This window comes from bacterium (genome assembly GCA_041648665.1).
GTDB lineage: Bacteria > UBA10199 > UBA10199 > 2-02-FULL-44-16 > JAAZCA01 > JAFGMW01.
In genome coordinates, this window is the sequence record JBAZOP010000024.1 from 1 (window position 1) to 15,884 (window position 15,884).

At 65.7% G+C, this 15,884-nt stretch carries 28 protein-coding genes; 19 read left to right on the forward strand and 9 right to left on the reverse strand.

Features of this window, described 5'->3' with window-relative positions:
- Window positions 1-104 precede the first annotated feature (104 nt).
- From WC683_09300 to WC683_09340, 9 genes are all read right to left on the reverse strand, one after another.
- Window positions 105-1,589, reverse strand: coding sequence for a hypothetical protein (locus WC683_09300; protein ID MFA4972796.1), 1,485 nt, complete (start codon window positions 1,587-1,589; stop codon window positions 105-107).
- Window positions 1,590-1,649: 60 nt separating this feature from the next.
- Entirely contained in the window at window positions 1,650-1,892 is a 243-nt protein-coding gene (locus WC683_09305; GenBank protein ID MFA4972797.1) for a DUF2829 domain-containing protein, read from the reverse strand.
- Between the two features lie 203 nt (window positions 1,893-2,095).
- Window positions 2,096-2,506, reverse strand: coding sequence for a hypothetical protein (locus tag WC683_09310; GenBank protein ID MFA4972798.1), 411 nt, complete (start codon window positions 2,504-2,506; stop codon window positions 2,096-2,098).
- Complete coding sequence (locus tag WC683_09315; GenBank protein ID MFA4972799.1) at window positions 2,497-2,976, reverse strand: hypothetical protein; 480 nt, start codon at window positions 2,974-2,976, stop codon at window positions 2,497-2,499. The genes WC683_09310 and WC683_09315 overlap by 10 nt, the downstream gene beginning before the upstream one ends.
- Window positions 2,973-3,869 carry a PD-(D/E)XK nuclease-like domain-containing protein gene (locus WC683_09320; protein ID MFA4972800.1) on the reverse strand — a complete coding sequence of 299 codons (897 nt, stop codon included), beginning with the start codon at window positions 3,867-3,869 and terminating at the stop codon, window positions 2,973-2,975. The genes WC683_09315 and WC683_09320 overlap by 4 nt, the downstream gene beginning before the upstream one ends.
- Before the next feature lie 59 nt (window positions 3,870-3,928).
- Window positions 3,929-4,576 (reverse strand): hypothetical protein, encoded by a 648-nt coding sequence (locus WC683_09325; protein MFA4972801.1) that lies wholly within the window; start codon window positions 4,574-4,576, stop codon window positions 3,929-3,931.
- A complete protein-coding gene (locus tag WC683_09330) occupies window positions 4,573-4,788 on the reverse strand; it encodes a hypothetical protein (GenBank protein MFA4972802.1) in 216 nt (71 codons plus the stop codon). Before WC683_09330 ends, WC683_09325 begins: the two co-directional genes overlap by 4 nt.
- The gene (locus WC683_09335; protein MFA4972803.1) at window positions 4,785-4,967 is read right to left on the reverse strand and encodes a hypothetical protein; all 183 of its coding nucleotides are present in this window, start codon (window positions 4,965-4,967) and stop codon (window positions 4,785-4,787) included. Before WC683_09335 ends, WC683_09330 begins: the two co-directional genes overlap by 4 nt.
- Window positions 4,964-5,101 (reverse strand): hypothetical protein, encoded by a 138-nt coding sequence (locus tag WC683_09340; protein ID MFA4972804.1) that lies wholly within the window; start codon window positions 5,099-5,101, stop codon window positions 4,964-4,966. The genes WC683_09335 and WC683_09340 overlap by 4 nt, the downstream gene beginning before the upstream one ends.
- Window positions 5,102-5,222: 121 nt before the next feature.
- Between WC683_09340 and WC683_09345 the strand changes: the two genes are divergently transcribed.
- From WC683_09345 to WC683_09435, 19 genes are all read left to right on the forward strand, one after another.
- Window positions 5,223-5,492, forward strand: a complete 270-nt coding sequence (locus WC683_09345; protein ID MFA4972805.1) for a hypothetical protein — start codon at window positions 5,223-5,225, stop codon at window positions 5,490-5,492.
- A 14-nt stretch (window positions 5,493-5,506) separates the two neighbouring features.
- Window positions 5,507-5,803, forward strand: coding sequence for a hypothetical protein (locus WC683_09350; GenBank protein ID MFA4972806.1), 297 nt, complete (start codon window positions 5,507-5,509; stop codon window positions 5,801-5,803).
- Window positions 5,803-6,000 carry a hypothetical protein gene (locus WC683_09355; protein ID MFA4972807.1) on the forward strand — a complete coding sequence of 66 codons (198 nt, stop codon included), beginning with the start codon at window positions 5,803-5,805 and terminating at the stop codon, window positions 5,998-6,000. Before WC683_09350 ends, WC683_09355 begins: the two co-directional genes overlap by 1 nt.
- Entirely contained in the window at window positions 5,987-6,322 is a 336-nt protein-coding gene (locus WC683_09360) for a hypothetical protein (protein ID MFA4972808.1), read from the forward strand. Before WC683_09355 ends, WC683_09360 begins: the two co-directional genes overlap by 14 nt.
- Window positions 6,323-6,392: 70 nt before the next feature.
- Window positions 6,393-7,013, forward strand: a complete 621-nt coding sequence (locus WC683_09365; protein MFA4972809.1) for a hypothetical protein — start codon at window positions 6,393-6,395, stop codon at window positions 7,011-7,013.
- 430 nt (window positions 7,014-7,443) lie between these two features.
- On the forward strand, window positions 7,444-8,403 hold the full coding sequence (locus tag WC683_09370; protein MFA4972810.1) for a hypothetical protein: 960 nt from the start codon (window positions 7,444-7,446) through the stop codon (window positions 8,401-8,403).
- Entirely contained in the window at window positions 8,400-8,546 is a 147-nt protein-coding gene (locus WC683_09375) for a hypothetical protein (GenBank protein MFA4972811.1), read from the forward strand. The genes WC683_09370 and WC683_09375 overlap by 4 nt, the downstream gene beginning before the upstream one ends.
- The gene (locus WC683_09380; GenBank protein MFA4972812.1) at window positions 8,543-8,791 is read left to right on the forward strand and encodes a hypothetical protein; all 249 of its coding nucleotides are present in this window, start codon (window positions 8,543-8,545) and stop codon (window positions 8,789-8,791) included. Before WC683_09375 ends, WC683_09380 begins: the two co-directional genes overlap by 4 nt.
- Window positions 8,788-9,033 (forward strand): hypothetical protein, encoded by a 246-nt coding sequence (locus WC683_09385; GenBank protein MFA4972813.1) that lies wholly within the window; start codon window positions 8,788-8,790, stop codon window positions 9,031-9,033. Before WC683_09380 ends, WC683_09385 begins: the two co-directional genes overlap by 4 nt.
- The gene (locus WC683_09390; GenBank protein MFA4972814.1) at window positions 9,030-9,401 is read left to right on the forward strand and encodes a RyR domain-containing protein; all 372 of its coding nucleotides are present in this window, start codon (window positions 9,030-9,032) and stop codon (window positions 9,399-9,401) included. Before WC683_09385 ends, WC683_09390 begins: the two co-directional genes overlap by 4 nt.
- Before the next feature lie 25 nt (window positions 9,402-9,426).
- Window positions 9,427-9,699, forward strand: a complete 273-nt coding sequence (locus WC683_09395; GenBank protein MFA4972815.1) for a hypothetical protein — start codon at window positions 9,427-9,429, stop codon at window positions 9,697-9,699.
- Window positions 9,696-10,037 (forward strand): hypothetical protein, encoded by a 342-nt coding sequence (locus tag WC683_09400; protein ID MFA4972816.1) that lies wholly within the window; start codon window positions 9,696-9,698, stop codon window positions 10,035-10,037. The genes WC683_09395 and WC683_09400 overlap by 4 nt, the downstream gene beginning before the upstream one ends.
- On the forward strand, window positions 10,034-10,318 hold the full coding sequence (locus WC683_09405) for a hypothetical protein (protein ID MFA4972817.1): 285 nt from the start codon (window positions 10,034-10,036) through the stop codon (window positions 10,316-10,318). The genes WC683_09400 and WC683_09405 overlap by 4 nt, the downstream gene beginning before the upstream one ends.
- Window positions 10,318-10,812, forward strand: a complete 495-nt coding sequence (locus tag WC683_09410) for a hypothetical protein (GenBank protein ID MFA4972818.1) — start codon at window positions 10,318-10,320, stop codon at window positions 10,810-10,812. The genes WC683_09405 and WC683_09410 overlap by 1 nt, the downstream gene beginning before the upstream one ends.
- Window positions 10,809-11,243, forward strand: coding sequence for a hypothetical protein (locus WC683_09415; GenBank protein MFA4972819.1), 435 nt, complete (start codon window positions 10,809-10,811; stop codon window positions 11,241-11,243). Before WC683_09410 ends, WC683_09415 begins: the two co-directional genes overlap by 4 nt.
- Window positions 11,244-11,247: 4 nt before the next feature.
- Window positions 11,248-11,499: a hypothetical protein gene (locus WC683_09420; GenBank protein MFA4972820.1), complete on the forward strand. Its 252-nt coding sequence runs from the start codon at window positions 11,248-11,250 to the stop codon at window positions 11,497-11,499.
- Window positions 11,496-12,869, forward strand: a complete 1,374-nt coding sequence (locus tag WC683_09425) for a hypothetical protein (protein ID MFA4972821.1) — start codon at window positions 11,496-11,498, stop codon at window positions 12,867-12,869. Before WC683_09420 ends, WC683_09425 begins: the two co-directional genes overlap by 4 nt.
- Window positions 12,870-12,871: 2 nt before the next feature.
- Window positions 12,872-14,803, forward strand: coding sequence for a hypothetical protein (locus WC683_09430; GenBank protein MFA4972822.1), 1,932 nt, complete (start codon window positions 12,872-12,874; stop codon window positions 14,801-14,803).
- Entirely contained in the window at window positions 14,800-15,855 is a 1,056-nt protein-coding gene (locus WC683_09435; protein MFA4972823.1) for a hypothetical protein, read from the forward strand. Before WC683_09430 ends, WC683_09435 begins: the two co-directional genes overlap by 4 nt.
- The last annotated feature ends 29 nt before the right edge of the window (window positions 15,856-15,884 follow it).

Below are 15,884 nucleotides of genomic sequence, written 5' to 3' on the forward strand. Positions count from 1 at the left end.
GTTGCACAGGTCATTCTTCGCGCCGTCTGTTTCGTGCGTGACACCGGGACCCCACTGGCAGCCGTTGTAGGACTGATCGCTGGAGTCGGTGAGCTTGTAGCAGATCATGTGGCCTCCTTGGCGGGCTTGTCGCACGCATCGGCCAACTTGCGAAACGAGTCGGCTGTCGCCTTCCAATCGGTGCCGTCGTCCGGCGCGTTTCCGTACGTGGCGGGATCATCCGAAACAACCGTATGCGGCAGGTCGTGCCCAGCAGCAAGTATGCACGCGCGGCCCTCGATCACGGCGGGGCAGCGGGAGGGCGTGGCGGGGGAGAGGGCGTCTACGGCCTGTGCTAGCGCGATCTTGGCGTCCCAATACTTCCCCGAATGGATGGGACCGCTGAACAATGCGCGCCACTTCCTCGCCTTATCCACAACCGCTCGCAGCTTCGCCAGTTCTGCCTCGTACCAGGCGCGCTGCTTGTGCGCCCTGATCTCGACCGCGCTGATCAGCTCGTCCAGAGTCAACACGGGCTGCGGCCCCCATGCCTCATCCACGACGGTTTGCAGACGGGTGCGGGCCTCCGCAAGCTCGGCGCGGGCAGAGTCGCGCTCACGCACTTCTTCGCGGCGCAGTGACTCGCGATTGCGAATGCCCGTCTCGATGAGAGCGAGTTTGGAATACAGCGTCATGTCGTTGGGAAGCGTCTCTGGGCTCAGCTCCAGCAACGACACGGCGATGCCATCGAGGAGGGCGTGGACGTCACAAAGCACCTTGTCGATCACCGCCGCTTGACGCTTCGCCTCTTCGAGCTTCACCGACACATCACCAGTTTGTTTTATTGCGCGTTCGCGGTCTTCCCGGGCCCCCGCAAGAGCCTTCTCCAACTCGCACTTGTACTCGATGTCACGGCGCACCTGAGCCTGCGCGGCTTCCAGCGCGTCCAGGTGCATGAAGTCCTGCATGCGGACGATGGGGCATGCCTCGCGCGCCTCCGAAAGCTGGGATTCGAGGGTCGCGCACCGCTTCTCCGCAGCCTCGGCGCGGGCGGTGGCGGCTGCAAGAGCGCGCTCCAGTTCCGTCCTCTTTGCCGCGTAGTCTGCCGCTTGCTCGTCCGCTCCCGGCTGCGAAGGGGAGGGGTGGGTGAATACCGGGACGCAAACGGATCCTTTCGGCTCCGCGTCGATCGCTTGCCAATGCTTCGACACGCCTTTCCTGGCGCGACAGTCCGCCAAGTAGTCTATTGCATATTGCGACATGTACCCCACCGCCTCCCCGCTCGGCTGCGGGGCGGGGTGCAGGGGCTGGTAGTTGGGGTGGTGGTCGGCCGGCGGGGCGGATGTCGCCATCTTGTTGGGCTTGATCCTGCCCAGCGACGCCTGTTCAAGTTCGTCGATGCGGGCGTGCAGTTTCGCCACCTCGGGCGGCGCTAGCAACTCGGAAAGGATCGTGCGCCATCCGATCATGATCGGGTGCTGCTCGCCAATCTTGCGCAGCAGTGCCGCGAAGTCGTCGGTAGTCATTCGGCGAACGGGCGACCCGCGTTTGTCGAGCATGTACGGATTCAGTTCGCGTTCATCGGTGATGCTGGGAAGGTCGTTCATCATCATCATCCTCCTTCGGTGCCCGGCTGGCCTGCTACGATGTACCAGCCGGGCCACGGATCATCAGACGGTTCCCCAGTCCTCCGCCAGCACATCGGTCTGCGAGGCAAGCCACGGCACGAGCATCCCCTGCGCGTCCTTCATCACGATGCACGGTCGCGCAATCATGCCGCTCGTCTCCGGGTGCGGAAGGCTCGGCGCAAAGCAGATGACGAGCCACATCCCCCTGCCGTTCCAGCCATCGCGCGCCACCTTCGCGCCCTCCTTCAACTGCATCAACGCCCATCCAAAATCACAAGGTCCCATATCGATTTCCTTTCTCGCTATCAGCGGTGCCCAGTCGTGGGTCCGGGACACGTCGCGCCCACGCTCGGCATGGGCACGGGGCAGGCGGGGCACAAGACGCTCGTGCCCCTTGTGGTTTCACTGACGCGCACCTCCGGGTAGCTGAGAGGCAACGGCTACACCGCAGAGGGGGAGGAACGGCGTAGCGGCGTTGGGATGCATGGTCAGCCTTCCTCGCCGGGCTCGCGGGCGGCCGGCTCGGGTTCGGGCGGAAGTTCATCCTCCACCACAACCCCGTCGCTATCGTGTTTGACGGCGTCCGGGCTGCCCTTGATGCGGATGCAGTCCACCATCTTGCCTCCCATGCGATCGCGGGTAGGGAACATCGTGATCCGCTTGCCGGTCCAGTTGTCCGTTTCGGGTCCGAGCAGTTCCGCGATCGCCATCGCATTGGTCTTGTTCATCACCAGCATCTTCTTGGCGTCCGAGAACGTGATCACCGGCTTGGTTTCGTGCTTGCCGCCGCGCATCTGCAGCTCGTCCATCGCGACGCTGGCGATCGTATTGGTGACGGACTTTCCGCCGAAGTCTGCGGCCTTTAAATAGCGGCTTGGGAACATCAGTTCTACGCGCATGTGTGCCTCCTATATCGGTTTCCGCGAATCGCCCCAGCGGGTATCGAGAGCGTGTCTTCTACGCTCCACCCAAGGGCATTGAGCCGGCGCTGAGCCGTGTTGTAGGACAGTCCAAGGATCTCGCACGCCTCGCGCAGGCACACGATCCTTCCGCCCATGTCGATGTGCATGGTGTTTCGCTTGTTTCGCGCCTGCTCAAGCGATGTGGCCCACCTGCAGTTACCGGGCTCGTAGTTCCCGTCGTTGTCGATGCGATCGATTGAGTGCAGCGGGGATGGTTTCCTTCCCATGTCGGCAAGGAAGTTCTCGTAGCTGCGCCACCTGTCGCACACTCCGATCCCTCTTGCCCCATAGCACTTGTGCTTTGGGAAGTTCGGGTTTGTGCATCTGGACAGCATGACCGCCCACGTCCTGTATTCTGGGGTGGTTCTGCCGCCCACGGTGTCCCTGTGGGTGAAATGGCCTCTCACAGTGCCACCCCCCTTCCGCCGATTATCAGCGAAACTTCATCCGTGGACCCGTCTTCCTTCACGGCCCACGCTGGCAGCTCCATTTGAAGTTCACTCGGCGCAACCCCGGGCCAGCAGCCCGACGCGCGACACTCGACAACGCGCGCCAGCCAACCGCGGTACAGGTCACGCCCCGCCGAGAGCACCTCGGTTGTCGCGGTGTACACGGCCACGTCGTAGGGCGCGGACTGCTCGACGTAGATCCAGCAGAACCCGTGCGGGCCGTGGCCCATCGCCTCCAGCCCGTCGCAGTAGAAGGCCGCCTGCGCGTGGTACGCAAGCGCGACCAGGCCGCGTTGGACGGCCCGGGGCGAGATGTCGCGGGTGGTCTTGAGGTCCACCACATCCGCGGACGGCGCGATCCAGTCCGCGCGGCCCTTGCACAGAAGGCCGGTATCCCGATCCGTCCAGCGCAGGGTTTGCTCGGCCTTGCCCGACCGCAGGTAGCGGGACGCAACGGGATGGGCCTGGACCGCGGCGGCAACGGCTTCGGCGGCTTCCCAGTCTTCGGGGGCGCGGATCAGTTCCTTGCCGACGTTGGCTGCGAGGAACGCTTCCCATTCCTTGCCCGCCCGCCGGCCACCGTCCCACACAACCCAGTGCGCGTCGATCGTGTCGGGCTCGAACACCATGGCGTGCATCAGCCTGCCTAGACGCATGCTGTCCGTATCGGGGCGGGGGCAGGACAGGGCGTGCTGGTAGTGCCTGGGGCTGACGGCCATGGACTTGAGCGTCGAGATGTTGACGGCGTCGACCGAGTCGTACTCGGCACGGGTCAAGTCTTCGATCGCCGCAAGCACCCTGGACCTTGCGGGCTCGGCCACAAGCGCGGCCACGGCGCCCCGGTCCCGCACCGGATCGTCGGTGATGATGCCCGCTTCGGTGCAGGCGGCAACGGCGGCCTCACGCGGCGTCATGGTGCCCTCCTCTTCGCAATTGCATCCTCGATGGCCTTCAGCGGAACGTGCTGAAGCACCAGTTCCGCGCAGCGCGCGAGCGCTTCGGCTCGCGCTGCGCTCCGCTGCGGAGAGCCGCGGGCGGCGGCGTAGGCGGCGTAGGCGGCGGCGCTGGCAGCGTTGGCGGCGGCGGCGGCGGCGTAGGCGGCGTAGGCGGCGGCGCTGGCAGCGTTGGCGGCGGCGTCGGCGGCGCTGGCGGCGTAGTAGGCGGCGCTGGCGGCGGCGCTGGCGGCGGCGTCGGCGGCGCTGGCGGCGTAGTAGGCGGCGGCGTTGGCGGCGGCGGCGGCCTTCCGCACATCTTCCGGCGCTACGCCGGCATCGCCGCGGCACCATGCCTCCGCGGTTTCGATCGCCTTCAGGGGCCGCGTCTCGCCGGCCTTGACGTATTGGAGCGCGGTTCGCGCGCATTGGCACGCAGCGAACACAAGCACCTTGCGATCGACACCCAGCCGACCCGCCAGCCACAAGATCCATTCGGCGCGCTTGCAGCCGTGGTAGGCGCAGCGCAGCGACTTGCGCCCCACCCATTCGCGGGCTTCGTGGCACGCGTGAACATCAATCAGCAGCGATCGAAACGATTGACCTTTGGTTACCTTGATTTTCATTCCGCAGCCTCGCATTCAGGCATCGGCCCGTCGTATTCAGGCTCAGGCGCAGGCTCGCGGTCCTCATCCTCGGCCGGGTCGTCCACCCAGCCGCAGTCCTCCATGTGGCCGCGGACGGGCCGGAGCGTGCAGATGCACGGGTGGCTGACGTTGTCCGCGTCGCGGTACGTACCGGAGCCTTCACACATGTAGCAGTCCCGGTTGTCTTTCACGGCTCCACCTCCTGCGTGTGTTCATCGACCACGCGCGGCTGCAGCATGTCGAGCAGCTCGGTGAGGCGCTTCGCGACCTCCCACGCCGCGCTGCCACCAGTGCCCTGGCCGTGCGCAATCTCCAGGTCATCACGGGCGGCACGTACGGCACGCTCTACCTGCTCCCAGGGGCGGGTCATGATGCCACCAACCCGATCCGGTGCTGCCGAGCGCTCTCCCGGGTGATCTGCTGCTGGAGCTGCTGCAGGGTGCGGCGGCTGTCGTGTGCCGCTAGGATGCGGATTGCGGCGGGCGTGAGGCGGTAGCGCTGCATGGGATCCTCCTTGTGATGATCCCCTTGTAACCCGCGTGACCCGCGGGGTCAAGCAAAAAAAAGTTACCGCATTGACTTTTTTTGGTTGCGCTCACGGGTAGCAGGGGATACGGTCAGGGGCATGGTAACCTCGTCGCGCGGTCGGGCGCTCCTGACCGCCTACCTGCAGGAGCATCGTCTCAGAAAAGTCGCCGTTGCGCGGGCCATCGGCACGAGTCACGTGGCTGTCCTCTACTATCTGACTGGCGCGAAGCGCCCAGATGCGTCCCGACGCGCGGCCATTGAGCGGTGGACCGGCGGCGCGGTCCCCGCTGAGTCGTGGCTCACCGAGGAGGAGCAAGCCGCACTCGCGGCCGTCCAACCCCGAGAAAAAACGGGGACAGACGCATGAAGCCCGGGCTGCGAATGCCACACCTCCGCCACTGCCCCGCGTGTGACCGCTGGCGCCGCCTGTCGGCCTACGACGGCTCCCAGCGAACCTGCAGGGAGTGCCGTCGCTCCCAGATCATGCGTGCCACCGTAGCGCGCGAGGCCCTGTCCCTGGCCCGTCGCAGCGGCAAGCCCTGCCCAGCGTGTTGCGGCCTGTCCTGGCGCGTGAAGGGCCCGCGGTGCAGGGCGTGTGGCCTGCTGTACGCCGAAGAGGCGCCGCAGATGGTGGAGTTCCGACACGACTCGGCCTTGGCGGCGGCGGTGGAGGAATAGTGAGCGACCTCCCCGGCCCCCTGGACCCTCACCGCGGCGGGTGCGCGGACGGTTGGACGTCGTGCAGCAACTGCCCGGTCATCCTGTGCGAGTACAACACGCAGGGCGAGAACTACCGCAAGGGGCGGCGGAAGATGAAGCAGATCGAGCTTCCCATATCCGAATCTGGACAGGAGTCTCAACGTGACGGAGACTGAGATAAGCCGCACCGTGCTCGACGTGCTCAGGCTCGCGTTCCCCCCACCCGGTGCGTGGTGGCACCGGAACAACACGGGCAAGGTGAAGCGCAAGGGCGGCTGTTTCGTCGTGTACGGCCTTGGAAACGGAGGGCCGGACATCGTCGGCTGTGTCGATGGCCGATGGGTAGCCGTTGAGGTGAAGGTCCCCGGCAAGTGGCAGGAGCCTGACCAGCAGGCGTGGCAGGTGCAGCACGAACTATCCGGCGGCGTATACGTGCTGGCACACGACGCGAGGGAAGCGATTGATGGAGTCAAGCGAGGGCTGGAGGTGGCGGCGTGAGCGCGACTCATGCACCCGAGCGCGGGTTAGGATGCATGCGCCGCAACCATGCGGAGAAAGCAGTAGCAGAATGAGCAAGGCACAGACGCACCCAACGACGCTGGCAGGACCACAGAAGATCGCGATCACGCTTCGGGGTAGGCCCGGAAGTCTGCTCGTGGTCCACGCCTTCGCGGAGAAGGCCAAGAAAGAGATCCGCGACAAGCAACAGAAGAAAGCGAAGCAGGCCAAGGAGGAGCGCCGGCCCGCCGAGGAATGCGAGGCCGCGAAGTACATCGACACGCAGGGGCGGGAGTGCATCCCGATCACGGCGATCAAGAAGTCGCTGATCAGCGCAGCGACCGCGTTCGACGACCTGACCAAGGTTGCCTTGCGGCAGGCGATCTTCGTGGCGGTTGCAGACGACCCCGCCGCGGCGCTCGTGCCCGTCGAGAAGCACGACGGTTCGCCCGCGGTTGGGACGATGCGCGAGGATGCCGTCACCATCGGCATGAACACGCGGGGGCTCGCATACCGACCCGAGTACCCCGAATGGCAGCTTCGCGTTGTGGTCGAGTACAACCCGCGGTTGGTCAGCGAGGAGCAGCTGCTTGCGCTCGTGGATCACGCGGGCTGGGGTGTTGGCCTGTGCGAGGGAAGACCGGAGCGTTCGAGTGCTCTGGGTTGGGGGCGATTTGAACGTGTTGCCTGACATGGCAGGAGAGGCACTCCCGGGCCTGGCCTGGTTCGGTCGGGCACGGCGTGGACTGGCGCGGCTAGGATTGGCAGGACCGGCCTGGTTTTGCGTGGCACGGACAGGCCGGGTAGGGCGCGGCAGGATTGGCGGGACGTGGCTCGCAGGGGCGCAGCACAGCATGGTGAGGCCGGGCTGGGCTGGGGCTGGCAGGCAGGGCAAAGCAGGGTTTGTTCCGGCGCGGCAAGGCTCGGTACGGATTTGCAGGCCGGGCGAGGCATACCGCACAGCGGTGGGGCATGCTCCGGAGCGGTCAGGCAAGGCAGGAATGGCACGGCAAGGCCCAGTGAGGACTGGTGCGGACGGGCGGGGCAGGAGAGGCGCGGCTGAGTCGGGTCGGGAATGGCCGTGTGCAACACGGCTTGGCAGGAATGGATAGGAGGGTAGCGTGACCTGGAGCAAGATGTCGGACGATTGGCCGGACCACCCCAAGGTCCTGATGTGCTCGGACCCCGCCGTGGCGCTCTGGCTCCGGTCCATCGCGTACGCCAACCGGCACCTGACAGACGGGTTTGTGCCCGAGTCAATGCTGCCCAAGCTGTCATCTCACCGACACGTTCGGAGCATTGTCAGGGAGCTTGTCGAGTGCATTCCACCGACATACTCGCGGGGTCTGTGGGAGCCGGTCGAGGGCGGGTGGATGATCCATGGCTTCCTCGATTACTCCCCGTCAAGACAAGAGGTTATGGCCCGGCGCGCAGCGGACGCAGAACGCCAGTCACGGCATCGGTCACAGTGTGAGTCACGGCCAGTGTCACAGCGTGACAACACGCGTGAGTCACACAGTGACAAACGCATGTGTCACACCCCTCCCGTCCCGACCCGGCCCCATACAGATCCAGAGATCCCCCCTACCCCCCTTGCTTCGCAAGAGGGGAACGCAGACGGATCGCGCAAGCGCTCACGGACCGGACCCCGGACCATCCGGACCCTGCTGCCCCGGGAGTGGACCCCGACGCTGGAGCACTTCGAGCAGGCCAAGACAGAGGGAGGCCGGAACGCCGGTTGGGTGCAGGACCAGGCGGAACGGATGCGAGACTACGCCGCGGGCAAGGGCTGGCGCATGGCCGACTGGGACGCCACGTTCCGGAACTGGATCCGCAAGGCCCTGGATTCGAGGCCGTCGCTTGTCGCCTCCGCAGAACCCGACCCATCCCTCGAAGCCGCCCGCCGCATTGCGCAGACCAACGCCCTGACCCGGGACCGCATCCGGCACGTTCCGAGGCCGGTGCACGTCGAACGGGAGGCGCCCGTGTCGGAGCAGCCAACAGACCTCACGCCCGCTGAGCAAGCAGAACAGGCCCGGGCAGCGCGCGCGCTCGTGGCCGGGATTGGGAGGGCGATATGATTCCGATGCCCATCTTCGACATGGACGGGATGCGGCGTGTCACCGTTCGAAGCGGGGAGATCGAATACTTCCGAATCTTGCCCAACGGCCGATGGTTCATCCGCGCCTATCACTTCGTGAACATGCACTGGGGCGAGTCATGAGTTACTGCCGATTCTCCGAACGCAGCAGCGTCTACGTGTACCACGACATCAACGGCATGCTCCGGTGCTGCTCGTGCTCCCTGCACGGCCCGGAGTTCTACGACACGCGCACGGGCATTCTCGAACACCTGCAAGAGCACATCGACAAGGGCGGCCGGGTTCCGTCCGATGTCATCGGTGCGCTGCGGGAAGAGATCCGGTTGTTCGGGGACTCGACTTTCGGCGCGGAAGGAAACCAGCGATGACCCACGACCGCCGCGCCTACCAGCGCGCCGTGCACATCGCCCTGTCCTGCGTTCCCCTGCCCGAGGCCGCTGCAGACGAGGTGGCACGGGCACAGGGACTGCTGATGCGCAACACCGGCTACGACCTCGACGATGCCCGGGAGGCACTGCTGCGGGCCGCGACGCTGATACCGGCGAAGTGGTCGGACGCGATGATGGCCGAGGTGATTGTTGAACACGAACACAGGAGACTGAACCAATGAACGACACAACGATTGAAGCATGTGCAAGAGCGGCTCACGAAGCGAACAGGGCATGGTGCCTTGCCCATGGCGACACGTCACAACCCCCGTGGGAGCAAGCGCCGGATTGGCAGAAGTCCAGCGCCATGAACGGCGTGCAGGGCGTTCTGAACGGCAACACGCCTGAACAGTCGCACGAGTCGTGGCTTGCAGAGAAGGCCGCAGCTGGGTGGAAGCACGGGCCGACGAAGGACCCGGACAAGAAAGAACACCCGTGCTTCGTGTCGTATGCTGAGCTTCCCCCCGAACAGCGAGCGAAGGATCATATTTTTGTGACCGTGGTTCGGGCGATGGTGGATGCGTTCTTTCCTAAGAAGGCGCATGGGTGATTGTCGAGCAAGGGAGGAAAGCGGGATGAGAAATCCAGACGGAAAGGATCCTATGGTTCCTTGGATCGTTGTGCACTACGTAGATCTGATGTTCCCACTGTGGAAAGACGATGCATTATTCCTTCACTCCGATTTGTGGGTTGGGCAGCACGAATACGGCGGAAGGTGGCGATTCACCGTCGAACTGAAGCGCAGGGGCAAGCGCCGCACGTTCTCTGGTTGGAGAGACAGCAGATTTCAGGCCATGAGGGCAGCGGAGCAAAGGGCGCGGGAGTGGGAGGCTCGTTTCTTCTCATGAAAGCAACGGTGCAGTTCGATGTGGATGACGATCCGAGCGGGTGGCACGCAGACGACCTGGCCCGAGCCGTGGAGAAGGCAGTCAACAGAGTCGGAGTTCTCACCCTTGGCCCCGTGCGGGTAAGCATTGAGGCGGAGCCGGAGAGCGGCACGGCGCTGCGCACACAGGCGGACTGGATGGATGCCCGGGAAGACGTGCTCAAGTCCGCGCACCTCGAATACATCGAAGCCGAGGAAGAAAAGTTGGTGCGTGTTGCGAAGGCAATGGGTCTCATTGGCGACACCTCCAAGCCCCGCTGGTGGGACGGCACGGGCGAGGAGGGGGGAGGGAGACGATGAGCAACAGGTCCCTGCCCCTGCCGTTGCGCCCAGACCTGCGTGCGTTCTTCGAGGAGACGGCTGCCCACTACCCGGCGACGACCGAGGAGCAGTGGTATTACGTGGTACGGCCGCGAAAGAGGCAGAGTCGGGTTGAAGTCGCAGCAGACTTGCGCGATGGGGTGCGCGACTTGGCGAAGAATGTAGGCCGGTGTTTCACCGATGGGGCTCTTGTGTGGTGGCCGAAGGAGCGTGGGCCCAAGGGCGAGCCAGAGATCTGGATCCGTTGGAGGCGCCGCTGATGCCCCGCACCTGCACCATCTGCGCGCACCCGAAGCGGGGCGACATCGATGCGGCGATGCTCGCGGGTACATCGTTGCGGGACATCGCGGGACAGTACGGAACGAGCAAGAGCAACCTCGATCGCCACCGCGATCACATCCCCGCTGCCCTGACCAAGGCCAAGGCTGCAGCCGAGGTTGCCGCCGCCGACACGCTGCTCGCTCAGGTGATCAAGCACCGGGACGACGCGGCATGGTTCGTGGAGCAGGCCCGCGAGATTGTTGAGGAGGCGCGCGAGGCCAAGAACACGATCGCGGCCATCGAGGCAATCAAGTCGGTGGCGCCGCACCTACGTGAAGCCAAGGGCGCCCTTGAGCTGCTCGGTCGCGTGACGGGCGAGCTCCAGGACAAGGCTGCGATCCAGATCGACGCCCGCAGCGTGACCCTGATGTCCGACCGCGAGCTTCTGGAACTGGTCGAGGCCGAGGCGCGCAAACAACTGGGGCGGGCATGATCATCCGCCCCGCCGCCCCCGATGACCTCGCGTGGATCTACTCCACGTGGCTCGGTACGGCTACCAGCGACGGGTACCTGGAGCACACGACAGACAGGCGCGTACGCGAGTGCCCCAGGGCCGAATTCTTCCCGCGTTGGCGCGCGCTCGCGGGGCGCCTGCTGTCACGGTCGCGCGTCGCCATTGCCACGCACGAGGCAGACCCCACGGTCATCTGCGGCTGGCTCTGCTGGACGCCGGGTAGCCCGCCGTGGGTCCACTACGTCCACGTCCGCAGGCGCATGCGCAGGCATGGGGTGGCCCGCGCGCTGCTGGAGGCGGCCAAGATCGATCGGTCCGCGCGCGCACTGTACTCGCACCGGACGGACTACTCGGACGCAATCGTTCCTGACGCATGGTCGTATCGGCCATGGCTGCTGATTGGAGTGTAAGGCAATGCTCACCAAGCTCGATACCGCGAAACTCTGTACCCCTATCCAACTCGGTAGACGATTCACGCAGCCCGCAACCGATCTCATGGATCCATCCGCGGTCAAGGAAGGCTCGGCAGGCGCATGTGCCGTCAAGGAACTGTCCTACGATGACAAGCGTCGCATGGTGCTCGCGGTCGGCCCGGACGGGCGCCCGCACCTGATTCCCATCTCGAACGTGGCAGAGATGGTGCCGCACGAGGACGCCCCCGCGTGACCAATCCGCTTCCGCTCGCGCTGTCGGAGTTGCGCCGCAGGGGGCGTTGGGCGTTCCCTTGGCGCGGCACGATGTACCCGGCGCAGCTCGCAATCCTGGATGACACCGCCAAGCGCAAGGTCTTCCTGGGCGCGGGCAGGTGTGGCAAGACGTTCGTGAGCAACGCGGGCCTGCTGGAAGCGGCGACCAAGCACCCGGGCGGTACTGCGCTGTATCTGTCGCTGACGGGCAAGCAGTGCCGCGCGAACCTGTGGCCCAGTCTGCTGGAGTACAACTCACGGTACACGCTCGGGATGACCATGCCCGCGAGCGTGATGACCGCCGAGTGCCCGAACGGAAGCAGGATCGAGATAAGCGGCGCCGACGCAGAGAACGCGGTCGAGCGCCTACGTGGCCGTCCGTTCTCGCGGGTCATCATCGACGAACCGGGTTCGTTCGACCCGGGGCGGCTCGCGTATCTCGTGCAGGAGGTGCTAGGGCCGCGCCTGCGTGACTACGAGGGCGACCTGTGGTTCGCGGGCACGCCCAGTGCCATCCTGGCCGGCGAGTTCTACGAGGCGTGCGAGGGCGCGCGTGCGTGGGCCGGGCACATCTACCGCGCCACGATGCGGGACAATCCCTACTTCGCTGGAAGGGCTGAGCGACTGCTCGCTGAAGCGATGGCAGAGTACGGCTGGACGAAAGACACTCCCGCCTACCTGCGAGAGTATGAAGGCGTGTGGGCGCGCGACACGAGCGCGATGGTGTTCGACCTCGACCCGGCCCGCAACTTCGTGGACGCTCCCCCGCCCGGGCTGCGCCACGTCATCAGCGTTGACCTCGGCACCAGCACCACGCGCGAGACTACGGCCTTCGTTGTCACGGGCTACATCGTCGGCGGCATGGCATATCCCGTCTACGCTCGCAAGCACGCGGGGCTCACACCAAGCGACATCGGCGTCGAGCTCGCGCGCCTGGTCGCCAAGCACGCGCCGCTTGCCATCGTGATGGACCACGGCGGCTTGGGCGGCGGGTACATCAAAGAGATTCAGCAGCGCTTCGGCCTGCCCGTGCAGCCTGTGCAGAAGCAGGACAAGCTCGGGTACGTGCAGCTACTGGCCGGCGACCTTCGCACGGGCAAGGTAGCGATCGTGCGGCCCGAGTGTGCGGATCTGATCGCGGAGCTGAACGTGCTGCAGTGGAACGAGAAGCGCGACGGATTCGACGCGCGGTTCGCGGACCACGCCACCGATGCACTGATCTACGGGTGGCGCGAGTGCCGCCAATACCTGCGTGCGCCCGCGGTGAAGCTCGATACCAGGACAGAAGAGCAAATCATGATGGATCGGGAGGACCATATCGCGTCCGTCCCGTGGTGGAAACGGAGATGACTATGGATGAGGTACGTGTGCCGATGGCGTCCATGCGGTGGTGGACCGCGGACAAGGAAGAGGACCGAAACGATACGTGCGGGCGGCGCGTAGCCGATGCGCTGATTGCGTTCTATGACGCAACGGCCGCCGGTCAGAAGTCGCGAAAGCAGAAGTACGATTGGAACCTCAAAATGTTCAACGGGCGCCAAGAACTCCCGGGCACGAGTGCCAACCGCGGCTGGCTCAGAACCCCGAACGGGGAGATCATCTCGCTGAACGTGCTGGCGTCGATCGAGCGCTCCACCCGCGCCCGCATCTGCAAGTCCCGCCCCGCACCGTGGGCGACGACGGACGGCGCATCCCGTGCGCAGCAGAAGTCCGCGGACCAGTCGCAGCAGTTCCTGATGGGTGCCATTCGCGAGATTGGCCTCTACAGACACATGCAGCGCACCATGGACATAGGGCTCATCTGCGGCGAGTGCGACATCAAGGTGTACCCGGACTTCGAGGGCGAGAAGCTCCGGGCCGGCGTGGTCTACCCGTGGGAGTCGCCCGTCTCCGAGCAGGACAGCCACTACGGAGAGCCCCGGTGCAGGCTGCAGGTAGCCCACATGGATCGCGCCCGCGCCCGCGCGCTGTACACCACGGACGCGACATCGCAGCAGGTGACTGATGCCATCTTGTGCGCGAACCAATCGCACGGCGATCCCATATTCGGATTCAAGGGCGACGACACGGATCAGATTCGAATCGTCGAGGGGTGGCACCTGCCGAGCGGCAAGCATTCCGACGACGGCCGCCACGTCATCGCAATCGAGGGCGCGACGCTGTACGACAAGCCCTGGACGCGCGACCGCTTCAGCATGGCGCGGTTCGTGGCCGAGCCCGAGCCGGTGGGGTTCTTCGGCACGTCTATCTGCGATGAACTCGAAGGGCTGCAGCTCGAAATCAACGACGGCCTGGAGAAGATTCGCGAGGGCCACCAGCTCGGCGGCCACTGCATGATCCTGATCCAGGCCGATGGGGACGTGAACGTTGCCGAGGTCTCCAACCTGTCGCACCAAGTCCTTCGGTGGTCGGGCGTGAACCCGCCCACGCCCATCGTGATCCCCGCCGTGGCGCCCGAGGTCTACCAGTGGATCTGGTCGCTCGTGGAGCGCATGTACCAGATTTGGGGCGCTTCCCAATTGTCGGCCAATGCGCAGCTGCCCGCGGGTCTGCAGAACGCAAGCGGCAAGGCGTTGCGCGTCTTCAAGGACAGCGAGACGGAGCGGTTCAGCTACCTGGAACGCGCGTACGAGCAACTCATGCTCGACTGCTGCGACCTGATCCTGGACGCGGCGGAAGACCTTGCGCTCGAAGTGCCGGGATTCTCGGTGCGCTACGCCGACAACCGCAGTTTGCGCACGATCAAGTGGTCCGACGTGAGCGCGGCGCGGGACTCCTACGTGCTCAGCGTCGCGCCCAAGTCGTACCTGGACGAAGCCCCCGGCGGTCGCGTGGCCGCTGTGCAGGAGCGCATCCAGTCGGGCCTGATGGACCCGCGCATGGCATCTTCGCTGCTGAACGATCCAGACCTTCGCGCCGCACCCGACCCGTTCACGGCCTCGCTGGATCTGGCCCGGTATCAGGTCGACAAGATGCTTGACGATGGCGTGCAGCTGTGGGCCGAGGACTACCAGGACCTCGAGACGGCCCGCGCTGTTGCCCTGACCGAGCTGCAGCGCGCCGAGACATACACCGACGTGCCCGCGGCGAATCTGCAGCTGATCCGAAACTACGCCGCGAAGATCGCGGCCCAGCTCAAGCCGCCCGCCCCGCCGCCGCAACCCCCGCCCAACCCCGCAGCGGGACCCACGCCGCCCGGGCCGATGCCGCCCGGGACGATGCCGCCTGACGCGATGATGCCCCCGGGCGCCCCCGCGCCCATGCCCACTGAGGTGACGCAATGACGACCGCAGCCCCCGCCGTATCCCAAGGACCTACCGCGCCTGCAGCACCAGCGCCGGCAACAGTCGAGACGCCCGCGGCGCCGGAGACCTCAGCCGAGCCGACACAGTCCTACGCCGATCGAATCGCCGCGCTCGTGGCAGAGGACCCGGCCCCCGCCGCCAAGCCCGAACCCGACAAGCCCGCGGACAAGCCGCCAGAGACGCCCCCAGTGCAGACCGAGCAGGACAAGGCGCTTGCAGACGCTGCGCTGAAGGAGGGCCGCGCGTGGCGCATGCAACAGCAACTCAAACGCGAGCAGGAAGCGCTGCGAACCGAGCGGGCCGAGTGGGCTCCCAAGGTCGAGGCCGCGCAAAAGCTAGAATCCGCCATCGCCAAGGGCGACGTGATCGGCGCCGTGCACGACCTGGCCGCGCGCATGGGCAGGCCCTTCCATGAGTTGTATTTCGCCCTGTCCAAGCAGGTGGCCGACACCACAACCGACAAGACTCCGCAGCAGATCGCAGAGGAAGCGGCGGATCGCAAGCTGGCCGCCTTCAGGGCCGAGCAGGATGCGGAGCGCCAGAAGGCGCAGGCAGAGCAGCAGGAGGCGCAACAGAGGCGCATTCGCGAGCAAGAGCAGGGCGAGGTGTACAGGTACGTAACCGAGCAGTTCACTAAGGAGTCGGACCGCTGGCCGGTGCTCGCGGGATACGACCCGCGCATGGTGGTGGGGCAGGTCCTGCACGAGCTCACGGAGGACTACTCCAAAAAGCGCGCAGAGCACGGCCAGGAGTACGCCACGAAAAACGTCCTTGACGTTTCAGTCGCGCTTGATATGCTTGAAAACAGGAAGCAGGCCCAGGCGCAAGCGGACTACGAACGCGCAGCGGCAAAGAAGAGGGCCGCGCAGGGCATCGGAAACGCAGCACCGGCAGCTTCACCTACGGGTCACACGGACGGCAGACCCAGGACGATTGAGCACGGCCACGTAGCGGACGCGGCAACCCCGCGGAAGCTCTCCTACCAAGAGCGCCTTGCTCAGTTGATCGCAGAGGACGACCGCAAGGGCTAACCACCGACAGGGATGTCGGACCCGCGCGA